We start from the raw sequence: 16,389 nt of genomic DNA, 5'->3' as shown, positions 1-16,389 counted from the left end.
CCGCGGCGGCGGCGCGATCGCGGATCGCCGGCCTCTTTCGGCTTCCGGGGCGCACGCCCGCGCGCGAGCGGGCTTCGTGAGCTCGGCGCGTCGTGCTACACCCTCGCCCGCGGCGGGGGCTCGCGCTCGCGTCGCCCCGCGCCTCGCCGCGTCCCTTCTTCCATCCGTCCTTCCGCAGCACCGCAGCACCATGGCCGAAACCGCCGAAGCCCCGAACCCGCCGGCTCAGGCCGGGCGCTCTGCTCCCGAGGACCACGGCGTTCCGCGGCGCCGCGCGAAGTCGAAGCTGCGGCGCTGGATCCTCGGCTCCCTGGCCGTCTCGGCGGTCGCCGGCGCCGGGCTGTGGATCGCGGTGCACCGCGTCCCGTGGATGGGCCCGCTCGTCGCGAACGGGCTGCGCTCCGTGATCGGGGCCGAGAACGTGACCGCGATCGAGGAGACCGCCTACGGCGTCGAGGACCGCGTCCACCAGCTCGTCCGCAAGAACGAGCCGCCGAAGACGTACTGGGAGGTGCCCGCGCAGGCGCCGGAGCCCGCCGCGCCCGTCGCGAGCGCGGACGCCGCGGTCGCCCCGGCCATCGTGACGGCGGCGTTCCGGCCGAAGGACGTCGGCCCCTCGCACACCGCCTGGCCGGCGCCCGGCGACGGGCAATGGGTGCCCATCGTGGATCGCGGTCGTCCGGGCGACCCGCCGCGCCTCTACAAGACGCTGATTCACCCGGATCCGCGCCGCTCCTGGGCGGAGCTGTTCGTCGTGGCGGTGGATCTCTCGGGGGTCGACGTCCACCTGATGGCCGGCTCGCGCGAGCCGGCGGCGACCACCGACGAGGGCAAGGCCTACGAGCGGCTCGCGAAGATCCCCGAGGCGCACCACGGGCGGCTGCTCGCGGCGTTCAACGGCGGCTTCATGACCGAGCACGGCCAGTGGGGGATGCGGGTCGACGACGTGACGCTCGTGCGCCCCCGCGACAAGGCCTGCGCCCTCGCGCTCTACCGCGACGGGCGGATGCAGGTCGCGCCGTGGAGCAGGATGGCCGCCGACGAGGGCGGGATGCGGTGGTGGCGGCAGACGCCGAGCTGCATGGTCGACGAGGGCGAGCTCCACCCGCTGCTCGGCGGGTCCGGAGGACGCAACTGGGGCGCCACGCTGGACGGCAACACGGTGATCCGTCGCTCCGCGGTCGGGCTCGACCGCGACGGCAAGGTCCTCTTCGTCGGCATCAGCAACCACACGACCGCGCAGGCCATCGCGCTCGGGCTGCGCCACGCCGGCGCCACGGCCGTCGCGCAGCTCGACGTGAACTGGTCGTACCCGAAGTTCCTGACCTACGAGCCCGGCGAGGGCGGCGCGCTCATGCCGGTCGCGCTCGCGAGCGGCTTCGAGTTCTCCGAGGACGAGTACATCCGCAAGCGGTCGCTGCGCGACTTCTTCTACCTGACCCGCAAGGACCCGGCGCCCGGAAGCGGCGCGCCGTGATCGCGCGCCGCGCGCGGCCCCCCTCCCCCGGCGGCGGCGCGTCGCCGCGGCGGAGGCGGGCTCAGATGGAGCGGCACGCGAAGATGTGCTCGACCGCGTCGACCACGAGCTGCTCGACCTGGTACGCGGCGATCTCGGCGGCGCTCGCGAAGCGCAGGAGATCCATCGGCGGCGGCCTCACGACCAGGTAGGCGAGGATCTCGGGCGCCGCGCGCCGCTGGATGACCGAGAAGGCGATGAGGTCGCCCCGCGGCGCCGCGCTCACGCCCCGGATCCCGAGGAGGAGCTCGATGCTCGGCGTCTCGGGCGCCTCGTCGTAGGCGACGCGCGGGGCGTGGCCGGCGGACCGGAGCTCGGCGGCGATCTCCTCGAGCACGGGCCGGATCACGGCGTCGCGCGCCGCGCGGAAGGCGTCGTCGAAGGCCTGGCGATCGCCCTCGAGCTTCTCCTGCTGCCGCGCCGCGTAGCGGTCGGTGATGAGCGCCAGGCGGTTCTTGCTGTGGTCCCTCACGGCGCCAGGAGGAGCACCTTGACCTGGCTCGGGACGATCGACACCGCCGGGCAGTTGGTCGAGTTCGTGATCGTCATGCTGGTCATGCGCGTGGCCGGGATGCCGCCGACGAGCACGGTGAAGGCCGCCGTGACGTGGCGCGACGGGCCCATCACCATGCCGGAGGCGACGCCGAGGGCGACGCCCGGGTTGTCGCCGTTCGTGAGCGGCACGGTGGTCGCCATGTTGTGCGCCGGCGCGCACATGAACAGCACGTTGTACGCGGCCGGGATGCCCATCGGCTGCATCGCGATGTTGGGGTACGGGATGGGGGTCGGCGCGGGCATCGGCGTGAGGCACACGTCGGGCGCGCCGAGCGACATGCCCATCATCTGCGTGTTGGCGAACATGTCGTCCTCCTCTCAGCCCAGGTGGATCTGGGAGCCGTCGATCTTGGTCAGCCCGCCGCTGTTCACGAGCGTCGTCTCCGCCTTCACGTGGAACGCGGCCCGCGCCTCGAACTCCAGGTACTCGGCGCGCACCACCTCGGACCGCGCGATGAAGCGGTAGGCCCGGTCGAGCCGCTGCACGAGGCGCTCGGCGACGGTCTCGACCGACTGCGCCACGGTCTTCACGCGGTCGACCTTCGCGGTGAGGCTGTCGCCGAGCAGGCTCAGGACCCCGACCACCGCGTCGGCGCGCCCCGCCTGGAGGCGCGCGGAGCCCGCCGCGATCGCGGCCTCGCCGGGGGTCGCCACGTCGACCCCGTCGCGCCCGCTCACCGAGAGCCTGCCCGACGCCGCGGCGATCTCGAGATCGCCCTCGACGGAGAGCCGCGCCGCCGTCGCGTCGTCGCGCTCCAGCACCGCGAGCACGTGCGAGCCGCGCTCGTGGTGCGCGACGAGCACCTCGTCGCCGAGGGCGGGCTCGAGCAGGCAGCTCGCGGCGCGCCGCGCCTCGAACTCCCCCGAGCTCGACCTGAGGCGCAGGCCGCGACCCGAGACCCCCACCACGGTCGCGACCTCCTGCATCGGCCACGCGAGCTTCCTTGCCAGATTGTCTCTCATCGGTACCTCCGTCCTGACCCCTATCGGCTCTCCGAGCGCCGCTCCGCCTCGCTCAGCTCCTCGTCGTCGCCGAGCGCCGCGGACCGGTTCGTGAATCGCGTGTCCTGCTGGCGCGTCCGGTGGAACCGCGCGCGGAACAGCGTGCAGCGCGAGAAATCCGCGTTCGCGAGATCCGCGTACGAGAAATCGGCGTACGTCAGATCGGCGCCGGCGAAGCTCGCGCCGGCGCAGCTCGCGCTCTTGAAGATCGCCTGCTGCGCGCTCGCGCCCTCGAGGCTCGCGCCGTCGAGGCGCGCCTTCACGAAGAGCGCCTGACCGACCTTCGCGTTCTTGAGCGTCGCGTTCGTCAGGCTCGCCTCCGCGAAGAGGGCCCGCTCGAGGTTCGCCTCGTCGAGGCGCGCGCCCACGAGGGAGGCCCCCTTGCAGTTCACCTGCACCATCCTCGCGCCGCGGAGGTCGCAGCCGGTGAGGTCCACCTCCATGAGCTGCGCGAGCGTGAGATCCATCCCGGAGAGGTCCTGGCCGCCGAGCTTGCCCCCGATCAGCATGGTCCGCTCGAAGAGCGCGCCGCGCAGGCGCGCCGTCGACAGGTCGGCCTTGAGCAGCGCGGTCTGCTGGAGCCGCGCGCCCTCGAAGACCGCCCGCGCGACCTCGGCGTCCACGAGCGCCGCGCGGTCGAGGTTCGCCGCCTTCAGGCTCGCCTCCTCGAGGCGCGGCTTGAGGAGGCTCGCGATGGTCAGGTCGGCGCCGTCCAGCGTGGCGCGCGACAGGTCGCACTCCACGAGGCTCGCGGCGACGAGGTCGGCCTCGCGCAGGTCGGCCGCGAGGAACGTGCACCGGTCCCACACCCCGTGGCGGAGGCGCGCCCCCGGGAGCTTCGCCCCCTCGAACCGGCAGTCGGAGAAGACCGACTCGTGGAGCTTCGCGCCGGTCAGGTCGGCTCCCCGGAAGGACACGCGCTCGAACACGGCCCCGGAGAGATCGGCGCCGCGCAGGTCCGCGCCCGCGAGATCCTCGTCGGTCACGGGATCCGCGTTCGCGACGCGCTCGAGCAGATCGTCCTTGGTCATCGCTTTCGCCTCGGGAACAAGGTCCGGACGACGTGGGCGTCCTTGAAGGTCGTGCGCGTGTCGCCCTCGGCGCCCATCAGGTTCGCGCGGAACAGGTTGGCCCGCAGGAACGAGGCGCCGTGCACGCGCGCGTTCTGCAGCATCGCCTCCATGAGGTTCGCGTCCGACAGCTCGGCGTCGCCGAGATCCGTGCGCATCAGCCGCGCCCCCTTGAGGCTCGCGCCCGCGAGGCGCGCTTCCTTGAGGTCCGACTCGCTGAGATCGCAGCCGTCGGCCCGGGCGCCGGTCAGCCCGGCGCCCTTCATCGAGGCGCCGCGCATCGTCGCGAGCTCGAGCTCCGCGCCCGAGAAGTCGGCCCCGCCGAGCCGGCACTCGAGCACGAGGCGCAGGTTGTTCGCGCGGGCGCCGCGGAAGCAGGCGCCCTCCGCGCCCGTCTCGACGAGCGCCGCGGCCTCGATCACGGCCTCCGCGAGGCTCGCGCCGGCCATGCGACAGCGGAAAAACGTTGCTTTTCGCAGACTTGCACGATCGAGGCGCGCCCCCTCGAGGTCGCACTCGTAGAAGAGGACCTCGTCCGCGATCGCGCCCTCGAGGTCCCCGCGCGGCAGGCGCGCCTCGAACAGGTCGGCGCCCCGGAGGTCGGCGCGGGCGAACCGCGCCTCCGCGAGCTCGCCGCGGTGCAGGATCGCCCTGGCGAGGCGCGCGCCGCCGAAGTCGGCGCCGCGCGCGCGGACCTCGCCGAGGTTCGCGCCCTCGAGGCCGACGCCGTCGAGCCGCGCGCCCTCCAGGTTGGCGCGCGCGAGCACGGCGCCCGACAGGTCCGCGCCGGCGAGCGCGCAATCGCGCAGGTCCGCGCGCTCGAGGAGCGCCTCCCGCAGGACGGCCCCGGACAGGTCCAGCCCGCGCAGATCCGCGCCGGTGAGGTCCCAGCCGGTCATGGGGGCGCCCGAGGCGAGCGCGGCCTCCACCCGCGCGCGGAGGTCCTTCAGCGCGGCCTCGTCCGGGACGGCCGCGGGCGCCATGTGGTGCGCGGCCGTCCGGTAGCCGAGGAGCTGGGCCTCCTCGAGCTTGCGCAGCTTCGCGAGGAACGCCGGATCCTCGATCTGGGCCTCGAGCTGCTCCATCGGGGCGCCGAGCTCGCGGCCGGCCTGGGCGGTCTCGCGCATGCGGGCGAGGTGCTCGTCCGCGCGGAACCTGGGCGGCCCGCCCTCGCTCTTCGATTTCTCGATGACCGCGTCGAGGTCGATGCCGTGCTCGGCGAGGCTCTGGCGCGCCTGCCCGAGGGCCTCCTCCTGCCTCGCCCTGGCCTCGGCCTCGATGCGGGCGGCCTCGGCCTCGACCCGCTCGATGTACTCGGGCAGCTCGTCGAGCTTCGGCGGCGCCTCGGGCGGCGGCAGCTCGCGCGGGATGCCCTTCTCGTCCGGATCGAGCCCGAGCACGCGCACGGACATGCGGGCCTTGTCCAGCTCGCGCTGCGCCCGCTCGCGCGACCGCCGCTCGAGCACGCCCTCGCGGCGCAGGAGGTCGTCCATGTCGCTGAACTTCTCGTCCGGCGGCGCGGGGGCGCCGGGGCCGGGCTCCGGCAAGAGGTCGCGATCGCGCAGCGCGACGAGGTGGCCCTTGTTCTTGTCGAGGCGCTGCTCGAAGGCGGCCTGGTAGTGGGCCTCCGGGCGGGGGGCGCCGCGGCGCTCGAGCGCCGCCAGCATGCATTTCACGTCGCGCGCGTCGTCCTCCTCGACGCGCGCGACGCCCCGGAAGATCGCGATCATGCGCCGGATGTTGGGCAGGAGCACGACCGTCTCGAGCCGCGTCGCGACCTCCTCGAGCGCGTCTCCGCGCGAGGCCCGCGTCACGAAGCAACGCGCGGCGAGCTCGGTCACGCGGCCCGTCAGCGTGGCCTCCTCGGGGTGGAGGTGCTCCAGGGCGAACGGCTCCCCGCCCTGGAAGAAGCCGGGCAGGCGCTGATCGGGCGGCGCGACCATGAAGTACTCCGGGTCGAGATCGCGCGCGAAGCCCGGGAAATCGTTCTCGAGCCACGCCGCGTCGTACGTCCCGAGCTTCGACTGGCGCTCGGGCCAGGTGGCGTCGAGGGGACCGAACGCCGCGGGCGGCGGCCGGTCGTTCGGCGAGGTGATGAGGTGCTTCGGGTGCTCGATCTGCGGGAGCGGGTGGGTCTTCTTCCCTTCCTCCTCGACCGTCGCGAGCCCCGTCCCGATCGGGTTCGGCGCGAAGCCCGGCCCGCCGAACGCCTTGTCCCAGCCGAGGGAGAGCTCGGTCAGCGGCTCGGGCTCGCTCGGCACGCCGCGCTCCCAGCGGCGCTTGCCGACGACGTACACCGCCTTGTCGACCGGGCCGACCTGGACGCGCGCCCGGAACGCCGGGCGCGGCTTGCCGGCCGCCGCGAAGGCCTTGCCGAAGACGAGGACCTCGCCGCGCGGCTTCGGCAGCCCCTCGTCGAGGGCGACGTCCTTGCCGAGCTGCCGCGGGATCTCCTGCCACATCGAGATCTCGGGGAGCGGGAGCTCCGGCGCGTCGAGCGGGAGGTACGCGGTGAGGCCGAGCGCGAGGAAGCGCTGTTGCTTCAGCTCGAACACGCGCTGCAGGATGGAGATGCGCTGGGGTTTGATGATCCGCATAGGGTTATGGGCTCACGCCGGAGGGCCGCTCACCGCTCGCTCTTGTTCATCACGCTGCGCGCCACGTACGAGCGCGAGAATCTGGCCCAACCCACGTCGGGGTAAACGCGCTCGGGATCGTCGCTGTCGATCTTGACGGCGACGGGCTTGCCGGGCTCGACCATGGACAGGGAGCTCGTGTTCATCTCCCACTCCGTGTTCGCGAGGTACGCCGCCCCGCTCGACGGCTGCACCTCCAGCCGGAGATCGACGAACGCCATGGCGCCGTCCTCGAACGTGCCGCGCGTCCGGCTCGAGACCACCCTGGCCTGGGCTGCCCGCGCGCGGGCCGTCCGCTCGCCGAGCTCGGCCATCCCCTCCTTCACCGCGTCCATGCGGGCGTCCTCCCGGCGGAAGACGAAGAAGAGGACGACCGCGACGACGAGCAGCGGCACGAGGATGGCGGAGATGGCGATGATCGTACCCATGTCGCTGCGCGATCTTTCCTTGTGGCTCACGGGCGCTGCGCTGCGGCCCGCCCGCAGGTGGCGGCGGTCGAGGTCGAGCTGCTCGAGGACGGGGAGAGCGGGCCCGGCTCGCGCTCCCCGTCGCTCGCCCTGTCAACTGAGCACATGGACACCGGAGAGGTGGTAGCGCAGGGCGGTCATCGCGAGCCGCGTCGGGAGCTGAGAGATCTTCGCCGCGCCCGTCTCGATGGATGTCGGCTTCACGGTGAGCTCGATCGCGCTGTTGATCGCGAGCGAGGCGCCCCATTTGTACGAGAGCGCCACGCCGCCCGTGATGTCGAGCTTGGCCGCGTACGTCGCCGTGAAGGCGGCGGAGAGCTCCAGGGTCGCCTTCACGCCGACGAAGGTGGAGACGGCGGCGCCGACGGCGTTCGTGTTCGAGGCGCCGAGGAACGTATCCGACTTGACCCCGGCGACGACGTTGACGTTGTTCGACGCGTAGAGCTTCTTGAACGGGCCGTGCGTCTTGAGCTCCTCGGCGCCCTTGATCTCCCCCGTCAGGTTGCCGTCGACCTTCTGGATCATGTTGCTCTTGACGCTGACCTCGCACTGGTCCTGCGTCTCGAGCGTGAGCTTGCCCTTGCTCTTGACGGTCGTCGTCCCTGCCTGCGTGTCGACGAGGGTGTTTCCGGCCTTCGTGGTGACCGTCGTGTCCCCGGTGTTGATGTTCACCGTGTAGTTGCCGGTCTTCACCGTCGTCGTGGTGTCCCCCTCGACGTTGGTGGTCATCTGGCCCGCGTCGACGTCGGTGAAGAGGTTGCCGCTCGTGACGTGGAGCCACGTGTCGCCCTTGACCTCGGTGTACGAGGTGCCGGCCTCGACGTAGAACTCGTGGATCCCGGACTGGACGTGGGTGATCCAGTTGTCCTTGATCGTGGCGACCCACGAGCCGCCGCCGTTCAGGCCCACGGTCTGGTCGAAGTTCTTTCCCGCGTCGAGCAGCGTGTTGTCGTCCGTCTTGACGATGAGCTCGTGATCGTCGTTCGGCGCGCCCATGCGCAGGTACGTGTTCGAGTACGGCGTCGACAGGGTGACGCGCTGCTGCCCTGTCTTGTCCTCGAGCTCGAGCCGGTTGCGCCCGCCCGTCTGGATGACGTTCTTCGTGTGGTTGCCGCTCGTGATCGGGCTCGGCGTGAGCGCGTTCGGCACGACGCCCGAGATGACCGGCCGGTCCGGGTCGCCGCCGAGGAAGCTCAGCACCACCTCGGTCCCCCGGCGGAGCGGGAAGTGGAAGCCCTCGATGCCGCCGCCGTGCGGCTGCATCATGCGCACGAACGTCGAGCCTTTTCCGCCCTTGAGGTTGCTCTCGTCGAACTTGAACTTGACGTTGTACCGGCCGAGATCGTCGATCTGCGCGTATTCGCTCTCGGCGGGGCCGTCCACGGTGCCGTTCTCGTAACCGTAGATGCGCGGCCAGGGCGTGCGGCACTCCGCGCGCATCTGCGTCTTCGCCGGGATGGCGGTGAGCTCGACGAAGTAGGCCTCCTCGTGCGGCAGATCGAGCAGCTCGCGGTACCCGGTGGCCCCGGCGAGCTGGTTGCCGTAGTGGTGCGCCTCGATGGTGAGGTGCTTCGCGTTGAACGCCGCGCGCGGGTGATCGTCGAGCTCGAACGTGTAGCCGGGCCGCAGGTGCAGCCGCGTGCCCGTGCCTCGATAGAGCACCTGCCGGGCGCGCAGCTCCTCGGCGCGGAGCCTGGCGAGCCGATCGCCCGCGGCCGGCGAGAAGAAGCGCTCGCCGTAGAGGCTCACCTCGCCCGCGCCGCTCGGCGACACGCGCGCCGAGCCGGAGATGTTCAGGTTCGGCCGCGCATAATCGTAGTCCTTCAGCTTGATCGACGCCGGGAGGGTCGTGTGCTGGCTCGTGAACGTGCGGAGCGACATCCCCGCGCTCACGTCATACCCGATCTGCGGGTGATAGCGGACGGGCGCGCCGATCGGGTCGTCCTCGTACGTCATCGCGTCGCAGAAGACGATCTTGTCGCCTTCCAGCGTGTGCTCGAAGTAATAGAAGATGCCCTCGCGCTCCATCCACCGCGAGATGAAGTCGAGATCGCTCTCGCGGTACTGGGAGATATGCTCCTCGACCTCGTAGCTGCCGAGGCGCATCTCGTACTCGTCCGGCCCGATGCCGTTCTCCTCGAGGACGGCCTTGATGACGTCGGGCAGCGCCTGCCGGGTGAAGATGCGGCTGTGCTTCGAGAGCCCGAGCAGCCACAGCCTCGGGACGAGCACCGCCCGGAGCAGCGAGCGGCCGTCCATCTCGTGCACCACGCCGGCGGTCGCGAGGACGCCGGAGAAGACGAAGGGCGGCAGGTTGTCCTTGGGCCAGTCGAGCACGAGCGAGGCCTTGGCCCCCACCGCGTCGGAGAGGTCGAGAGACTCCGCCTCCTCGCCCTGGAGCAGGAGGAAGATCTCGATCTGATACGGGCGCGAGATGGCCTCGACGCCGCGGAAGCCAATGACGCGCGTGGTGACGGGGAGCGCGCCCGAGGAGATCTTGATAAGGTCGTCCATGGCTTTTCCTGGTTCAAGAGGGCACTTGCTGGTGCCGCTAAGGGGTTCGTCCGGCTGACCGTCCGGGGGCGCCGCTCACAGAGCTAGGCAGAAATCCGTCATGCGGTCAACCTCCTGAGGAACCGTTGATGCCGTCATCGGCGGGTGGAATCTCGACGAGGGACCGCAAGATCGCGCCGCTCGATCTCGCGTTTGCGAGCTTGACCCCATAGACGTTGGCGCCCGCGAGGTCCGCGTCGCGCAGGTCGGCGCCGTCGAGGTTGGCGCAGGGGAGCCGCGCCTCCTTGAGCTTCGCCGAGCGCAGGATGGCGCCGGCGAGGTTGGCGCTGGCGAAGCTGGATCTCGAGACGTCGGCCTTGCTCCCGTTGACGTCCGCGAGGATCGCCCGGTCGAAGACGGACTCGGTGAGGCGCGCCTGCCGCAGGTCGGCGCCCTCGAGCGACGCGCCCTCGAAGCGCGCGTTCGACCCCCTCGCGAACGCGAGGTCCGCGCGGTCGAGCAGCGCGGAGGAGAGCTGCGCGCGGTCCAGCGTGGCGCGGGAGAGATCGGCGCGGGTCAGGTCGGCCGCGTGGAAGCTCGCGTCCGTCAGATCCGCGCCGCTCATGTTCACCCCGGCGAGGCGCGCCGAGGCGAAGTTGCACCGGGTGAGCGTCGAGCCGGCGAGGTTCAGGCGCTCGAGCGAGGCGCCGCTGAAGTCGATGCCGTCGAGCTCGACGCCCGCGAGCTCCAGGTCGTGTAGCGGCTGCCCGCTCCTCAGGCGGGCGAGCAGCGCGGCGCGCAGGCCCCGCGCCTCCGGCTCGGGCGAAGGCGCGGCCGGCGCGGCGGCGATGGCGCGGGCGGACGCCGGCGCGACGGGCGCGGCGGAGCTCGGGGGTGCAGCGCGGGTGGACGCTGGCGCGGCGCCGTTCGCGAGCGCGGCGCGCGTGGACGCCGGCGCGGCGCGCGTGGACGCCGGCGCGGCGCGCGTGGACGCCGGCGCGGCGCGGGTGGACGCCGGCGCGGCGCGCGTGGACGCCGGCGCGACGGGCACAACGCCGCTCGCGGGCGCGGCGCGGGTGGACGCCGGCGCGGGAGCCGGCTCGTGAACGAACGGCGGGGCGACCGCAGGGCTCTTGCCGTCGAGCGCCTCGGGTGACGCCACCGGCGGCGCCGCGAGCTCGTCGAGGCGCAGCAACGGGTCGCTCCCCGGGCGCGCGAAGGGCATCGCAAACGGCACGGATCCCGGCGGCAGCTCGCCCGGAGGCGGGGGCGCCGGCGTGAACGGCAGGACCGGCGACGGCGGCGCGGGATCCTGACCGTCGGTGGTGTGCGCATCGGCCCAGGGCGCGAGGAGGCTGCTCACCCCGGTGAGCGCCGCCTCGATTTCCGGCGTGAAATGGCTGACCGCGCGGGACGGCGGGCGCAGCGGCGTCGCCCGGGAGCGCGTGCTCCAGGGCGCTCCCGGGATCGTGCTCCCCCGGGCCGGAGGCCCGCTCCCCGGCTCGGCGAGCGCGAAGGGCGCGAGCGGCTGCCCCATGCCCGCGACGAGGTCGGCGACGCGGGTCTCGGCCGTGATCTCGTCCTGGATCACCGGGCGCCTGGCGCTCTCCGGCTCCTCCTCCACGAGGCCTGGCACCTCCGGGCCGCTGCGGGACGAAGGCGGCGCCGCGAGCGGCGCGGGCCAGACCAGCGGCCGCCCCGGCAGCTCCACGCCCGCGACCACGCGCATCCGCGCCGGCGTGTCGCCTGGCTGCAGGGCGACGTTCCCCCGCCAGATCAGCGAGCAGAGCAGGCGATCCGCGTCGATGCTCAGCGTGTCGGCGACGAGCTCGATCGGCTGCCCGTGGTCCTCTCCGCCCGCGCCGGCGCGGTAGAGCCGCGCGAGCCCGCGCGCCGAGGGCAGGCTCGACCGGAGCCAGGGGTAGTGCGGGTGCAGGCCCTCGAGGAAGATCCACTCGTCGCCGCGGAGGAACTCGATCTGCTGATCCGGGGGCGCGGCATGGAAGTAGCGAAAGTCGAAGCCCGCATCGAGCTCCGGGACCGGCCGGTCGGGCGCCTGATCCCGCGCGAGGAGGTGCCTCCTCGGCGCCCAGTGCCTGGCGATCGGGCCGAAGCCGGCCGGCCGCGTCGGGTCGGCCGGATCGACGATGCTCGGCAACGCCGCGTCGGCGCCCACGCCCACCGGGTTCGCGTCGACATGCGGGCCGCCGTAAGCGCGCTCATAGACGATCGGCACCCGGCTGAACGGCCGCGGGCTGGGCGCCGCGCGCGTGTAGTCGCCGAAGACGTGGAGCACCTTGTTGAGGATCCACCGATCGTCCCGGAAGAGCGCGACGCGCACCGAGAGCGACGTCGCTGTCTCTCCGGCCGGCGCGCAGGCGTGCCCGCGCACGAGGACCCCCGCGCTCGGCAGATAGGGCGCCGTCTCGCACGCCTCGTCGAGGCTCCCCCACCCCTCGCGGGGCTGGTCGGAGCGCGCCAGGTCGGCCGCAGCGGTGAGCTCGGCGCACCGCTCGTGGACGAGGGCGAACGTGGCCTTGACGACGACCGTGAGCCGCTCTGCGCCCTGCATGCGCCACAGGACGGCACCGCAAGACGATGGCGTCAGGGCAACGACGGAGAGGGGCCAGGGCGATTGCACAGCGCGGGTTGACGGGGCGTTTGCTCGATGCTGCGGAGGACCCCAGGTTCGGCAACATAGCGCCCCGCGCCTCGCCGACGCAAGCGCAGGACATGGCCGCGAGGGCGCGCTGTCATCGGGCTTTCTCTCTCTCGACCATGTCCCTGTGAAGATCTTCCTGTGCCCGCTCCATGTGGGATGTCCGCGGGCATGGTGTGAGGATGAGATGGAACCGCCTCGGCGCAGGTGGGCAAAGATGAGCGGCGGCGCGCTGAAGCAGCGGAGCTCCGCGCGGTGGTCCCGCCTCCCGATGACAGCTCTCCCGATCTCGAAGACTCGATCGGAGAGGAGCTCTCGTCTCGACAGACGGACTCCGCGCGCGTGTCGCTCCGCGCGCGAATGGTCGAGACATCGACCCAGGATCAGAGTCGGAATCAGAGCGGGCGGCGACAGCCGCGATCGAGCCTCGATGACCCTGCTCGATCCCGCCTGCGTACGCATGCTCGGCCGGGCCTCTGTCTTCCAGACGGGCGAGCCCGTCGGATCGCATTACGCCGAGCGTCGCCGCTTTACCAATCGCAACACTCCGCCGCAGGGCGTGAGTCTTTACGTTTGCGTGCATGAATTTTCCCGCTTGTTTTCGGCCGAAATGGCGAAACCTTCGATTGACAGCGCGAGGAAGCTCTCGAATAGGAACGACACCACACGACGGCCCACCATGCGTTTCTATGCTGACCTTCACGTGCACTCGAAATACTCCCGGGCGACGAGCGGCGATTGCGACCTCGCGCACCTGAGCTACTGGGCTCAGCGCAAGGGCATCGCGGTGATCGGCACGGGGGACTTCACCCATCCGGCGTGGATGGCCGAGCTCCGCGAGAGCCTCGTGCCCGCCGAGCCAGGGCTCTTTCGCCTGCGGGACGACCTCGGCCGCGCGGTCTCGGAGCGGCTCCCCGGCGCGTGCCGCGGGACGACCCGCTTCGTCCTCTCGGTGGAGATCTCGACGATCTACAAGAAGGGAGATCGGACCCGCAAGATCCATCACCTCCTCTACGCGCCCGACTTCGAGGCTGCGGACCGGATCGTGCGCGCGCTGTCCAGGGTCGGCAACCTGACCGCCGACGGGCGGCCCATCCTCGGGCTCGATTCGCGCCACCTGCTCGAGATCGTGCTGGCGTCGGGCGAGGGCTCGTACCTCGTGCCGGCGCACATCTGGACGCCGTGGTTCTCGGTGCTGGGCTCGAAGGCCGGCTTCGACGCGGTCGAGGAGTGCTACGGCGATCTCGCGCCGCACATCTTCGCGCTCGAGACGGGGCTCTCGTCCGATCCCGCGATGAACTGGCGGATCTCCGGGCTCGACCGGTACCGGCTCGTCTCCAGCTCGGACGCCCACTCGCCCGCGAAGCTCGGCCGCGAGGCCACGGCGTTCGACACGGCGCTCGATTACTTCGCGATCCGGCGCGCCCTGGAGACCGGTCAGGGCTTCTGCGGCACCGTGGAGTTCTTCCCGGAAGAGGGGAAATACCACCTCGACGGCCACCGCAAGTGCAATGTCGTGCTCTCGCCGGCGGAGACCCGGGCGCTCTCCCTGGCGTGCCCCGTGTGCGGCCACCCGGTGACGGTGGGCGTGCTGCACCGGGTCGAGGAGCTCGCCGACCGCGAGGAAGGCGTGCGGCCCGAGGGCGCGAGCGCGTTCCGCAACCTGGTGCCCCTGCCCGAGGTGCTCGCCGAGCTCCACGGCGTCGGCGCCTCCAGCAGGGCGGTGCAGCGGAGCTACGACGCGGTGCTGTCGCGGATCGGCCCCGAGCTGTTCCTCCTCGGCGACGCTCCGCTCGAGGACATCGAGCGCGCGGGCACGCCCCTGCTCTCCGAGGCGATCGCGCGGATGCGGGAAGGCCGCGTGATCCGCGACGCGGGCTATGACGGAGAGTACGGCGCGATCCGGGTCTTCCAGCCGGACGAGCTCAAGCAACGCCGCGGCGGCGGGCTCCTCTTCCAGCCGGAGCCCTCCGCGCCGGAGCCGCCTCCGTCCGGGGGACCCCCGCCGTCACGGTCGCGTCCTCCCGCGGCAGAGCGCCCTCCGGCGCGCCGCGGCCGGGCGCCCGCCGACGCCGCGCCGCGCCCGGCCCCGTCCGGGGAGGCGGACCGCCCCGAGGCGCCCGCGGCGCGCTCGTCGTCGGGGCCGGGCGGCCCGGGGCTGCTCGACGCGCTCGACCCGGAGCAGCGGGCCGCGGCGGAGCTCACCGACGGCGCGCTGCTCCTGCTCGCGGGGCCGGGCACGGGCAAGACGCGCACGCTCACCCACCGGATCGCGCACCTCGTCGTGGACCTCGGCGTGCCGCCCGAGCAGTGCCTCGCGATCACGTTCACCCGCCGCGCCGCCGACGAGATGCGGGAGCGGCTCGTCGCGCTGCTCGGCGAGGCCGGCGGTCGCGTCCTTGCCATGACCTTCCACGCGCTCGGCCTCTCGCTGCTCCGCCAGCACGCGGCCGGCGGCGCTCCCCCGAAGATCGCCGGCGACCACGAGCGGACGGCGCTGCTCGCCGCGGCGCTCGGGGTCCCGGAGCGGCGGGCGGCCCGGCTGCTCGCCGACATCGCGGCGCTGAAGCGGACCTACCCGCGCCACATTGACGCGCACCGGCTGCGGGACGGCGCCGCGCCGGACGGCGGGGAGCTCGACCGGCACGTCGATCGCGCGTGGAAGGTGTACGAGGACGAGCTCGCCGCGCGCGGGCTCGTCGACCTCGACGACCTCATCGGGCACGCGATCCTCCTGCTCGAGGAGCGGAGCGAGGCGCTTTCCGACGCGCGCGCGCGGGCCCGGTATCTCTCCATCGACGAGTACCAGGACATCGACGAGCGCCAGTACCGCCTCGTGCGCGCGCTGGTCCCCCCCGGCGGGAACCTCTGCGCCATCGGGGATCCGGATCAGGCGATCTATGGCTTCCGTGGCGCCGACGTCGGCTTCTTTTTCCGCTTTCAGCAAGATTTTCCAGATGCACGCGTCATTCGACTGAAGCGGAACTACCGGTCGTCGCGTCCCATCGTCGAGGCGGCGCTCCAGGTGATCGCGCCCTCGCCGACGCTCGGGGCGCGGGAGCTCGTGCCGAGCGCCGGGGGCGCGGAGCATGTCGCGATCCACGAGGCGCCCACGGAGGCAGCGGAGGCCGAGCACGTGGTGCACACGATCGAGCGGATGCTCGGCGGGTCCACGTTCTTCTCGATGGACAGCGGGCGGGTGGCCTCGCCGCTCTCGGGCGGCGAGGTCGCCTTCTCGGATTTCGCGGTGCTCTACCGGACCGAGGCGCAGTCCGAGGCGCTCCGGGAGGCGTTCGCCCGCTCGGGTATGCCGTTCCAGCGGCGGTCCGAGCGCCGCGTGGCCGAGCGCGCGGCCTCCCAGGCGCTCGCGCGGGCGCTCGCCGGCACCCCTCCCGGGCCGCTCGCGGCGCGGCTCAAGGGGGCCGCGGCGCGGCTCCGGGAGGAGGTCGCGCAGCCAGGGCCGTCCATGCCCGCGGAGGGCGCGGCGGCCCCGGCGGAGGCCGACGCCGCGCGCCTCGGCGAGGCCGACGTGGACGCGGCGCTGGAGCTCTTGCTGCCGCTCGCGGAGCGCTGCGGTGGGGACCTCGACCGATTCCTGATCGAGCTCGCCGTGTGCTCCGAGGTCGACGCCTGGGATCCGCGGGCCGAACGCATCTCGCTCCTCACGCTCCACGCGGCCAAGGGGCTCGAGTTCCGGGTGGTCTTCCTCGTCGGGTGCGAGGACGGCCTGCTGCCGCTCCGGTTCCCCGGCAGGGGCGAGCCGGACATGGACGAGGAGCGCCGGCTCTTCTATGTCGGCATGACGCGGGCGCGAGAGCGGCTGTTCCTCACCCGCGCCCAGCGGCGCGCGCGGCACGGCAAGGTGGAGGAGACCGAGGTCTCGCCGTTCGTGCGCGAGGTCGAGGAGCGATGGCTCCAGCGGGTCGGCCCGTCGCCGGAGGCGCAGCGGCGCTCGCGCGCGGGCGCCGATCGCCAGATGAAGCTGTTCTGA

At 72.6% G+C, this 16,389-nt stretch carries 10 protein-coding genes; 2 read left to right on the top strand and 8 right to left on the bottom strand.

Going from position 1 to position 16,389, the window contains the following annotated elements; translation table 11 throughout:
- The first annotated feature begins 190 nt into the window (after positions 1–190).
- Positions 191–1,477 carry a hypothetical protein gene (locus WME76_RS14555; RefSeq protein ID WP_437960728.1) on the top strand — a complete coding sequence of 429 codons (1,287 nt, stop codon included), beginning with the start codon at positions 191–193 and terminating at the stop codon, positions 1,475–1,477.
- Positions 1,478–1,538: 61 nt separating this feature from the next.
- On the opposite strand, the gene WME76_RS14550 is transcribed toward WME76_RS14555, so the two are convergent.
- The 8 genes from WME76_RS14550 to WME76_RS14515 all read right to left on the bottom strand — a co-directional run bounded on the left by WME76_RS14550 (position 1,539) and on the right by WME76_RS14515 (position 12,311).
- Positions 1,539–1,988, bottom strand: a complete 450-nt coding sequence (locus tag WME76_RS14550) for a hypothetical protein (protein WP_437960727.1) — start codon at positions 1,986–1,988, stop codon at positions 1,539–1,541.
- Complete coding sequence (locus WME76_RS14545) at positions 1,985–2,377, bottom strand: DUF4150 domain-containing protein (RefSeq protein WP_061607782.1); 393 nt, start codon at positions 2,375–2,377, stop codon at positions 1,985–1,987. Before WME76_RS14545 ends, WME76_RS14550 begins: the two co-directional genes overlap by 4 nt.
- A gap of 12 nt (positions 2,378–2,389) precedes the next feature.
- Positions 2,390–3,034, bottom strand: coding sequence for a DUF3540 domain-containing protein (locus WME76_RS14540; protein WP_061621026.1), 645 nt, complete (start codon positions 3,032–3,034; stop codon positions 2,390–2,392).
- A gap of 20 nt (positions 3,035–3,054) precedes the next feature.
- Positions 3,055–4,104 (bottom strand): pentapeptide repeat-containing protein, encoded by a 1,050-nt coding sequence (locus WME76_RS14535; RefSeq protein WP_437291371.1) that lies wholly within the window; start codon positions 4,102–4,104, stop codon positions 3,055–3,057.
- A complete protein-coding gene (locus WME76_RS14530) occupies positions 4,101–6,740 on the bottom strand; it encodes a DUF2169 domain-containing protein (protein WP_437960726.1) in 2,640 nt (879 codons plus the stop codon). The genes WME76_RS14535 and WME76_RS14530 overlap by 4 nt, the downstream gene beginning before the upstream one ends.
- Positions 6,741–6,769: 29 nt before the next feature.
- Positions 6,770–7,207, bottom strand: coding sequence for a hypothetical protein (locus tag WME76_RS14525; protein WP_437960725.1), 438 nt, complete (start codon positions 7,205–7,207; stop codon positions 6,770–6,772).
- A gap of 132 nt (positions 7,208–7,339) precedes the next feature.
- Positions 7,340–9,760: a type VI secretion system Vgr family protein gene (locus WME76_RS14520; protein ID WP_437960724.1), complete on the bottom strand. Its 2,421-nt coding sequence runs from the start codon at positions 9,758–9,760 to the stop codon at positions 7,340–7,342.
- A gap of 106 nt (positions 9,761–9,866) precedes the next feature.
- Positions 9,867–12,311, bottom strand: a complete 2,445-nt coding sequence (locus tag WME76_RS14515) for a DUF2169 domain-containing protein (RefSeq protein WP_437960723.1) — start codon at positions 12,309–12,311, stop codon at positions 9,867–9,869.
- 766 nt (positions 12,312–13,077) lie between these two features.
- On the opposite strand from WME76_RS14515, the gene WME76_RS14510 reads away from it, so the two are divergent.
- A complete protein-coding gene (locus tag WME76_RS14510) occupies positions 13,078–16,389 on the top strand; it encodes a UvrD-helicase domain-containing protein (protein WP_437960722.1) in 3,312 nt (1,103 codons plus the stop codon).

Origin of the sequence: Sorangium sp. So ce119 (assembly GCF_051524405.1) — a bacterium.
Lineage (GTDB): Bacteria > Myxococcota_A > Polyangia > Polyangiales > Polyangiaceae > Sorangium > Sorangium cellulosum_G.
Note: the sequence above shows the minus strand (reverse complement) of the source record. Positions and strands in the feature narration are given on the sequence as shown.

Coding starts and splice junctions, on each gene's coding strand:
- WME76_RS14520 (WP_437960724.1), bottom strand. CDS start 9,760: ATGGACGACCTTATCAAGATCTCCTCGGGCGCGCTCCCCGTCACCACG.
- WME76_RS14530 (WP_437960726.1), bottom strand. CDS start 6,740: ATGCGGATCATCAAACCCCAGCGCATCTCCATCCTGCAGCGCGTGTTC.
- WME76_RS14525 (WP_437960725.1), bottom strand. CDS start 7,207: ATGGGTACGATCATCGCCATCTCCGCCATCCTCGTGCCGCTGCTCGTC.
- WME76_RS14535 (WP_437291371.1), bottom strand. CDS start 4,104: ATGACCAAGGACGATCTGCTCGAGCGCGTCGCGAACGCGGATCCCGTG.
- WME76_RS14515 (WP_437960723.1), bottom strand. CDS start 12,311: ATGCAGGGCGCAGAGCGGCTCACGGTCGTCGTCAAGGCCACGTTCGCC.
- WME76_RS14510 (WP_437960722.1), top strand. CDS start 13,078: ATGCGTTTCTATGCTGACCTTCACGTGCACTCGAAATACTCCCGGGCG.
- WME76_RS14540 (WP_061621026.1), bottom strand. CDS start 3,034: ATGAGAGACAATCTGGCAAGGAAGCTCGCGTGGCCGATGCAGGAGGTC.
- WME76_RS14545 (WP_061607782.1), bottom strand. CDS start 2,377: ATGTTCGCCAACACGCAGATGATGGGCATGTCGCTCGGCGCGCCCGAC.
- WME76_RS14555 (WP_437960728.1), top strand. CDS start 191: ATGGCCGAAACCGCCGAAGCCCCGAACCCGCCGGCTCAGGCCGGGCGC.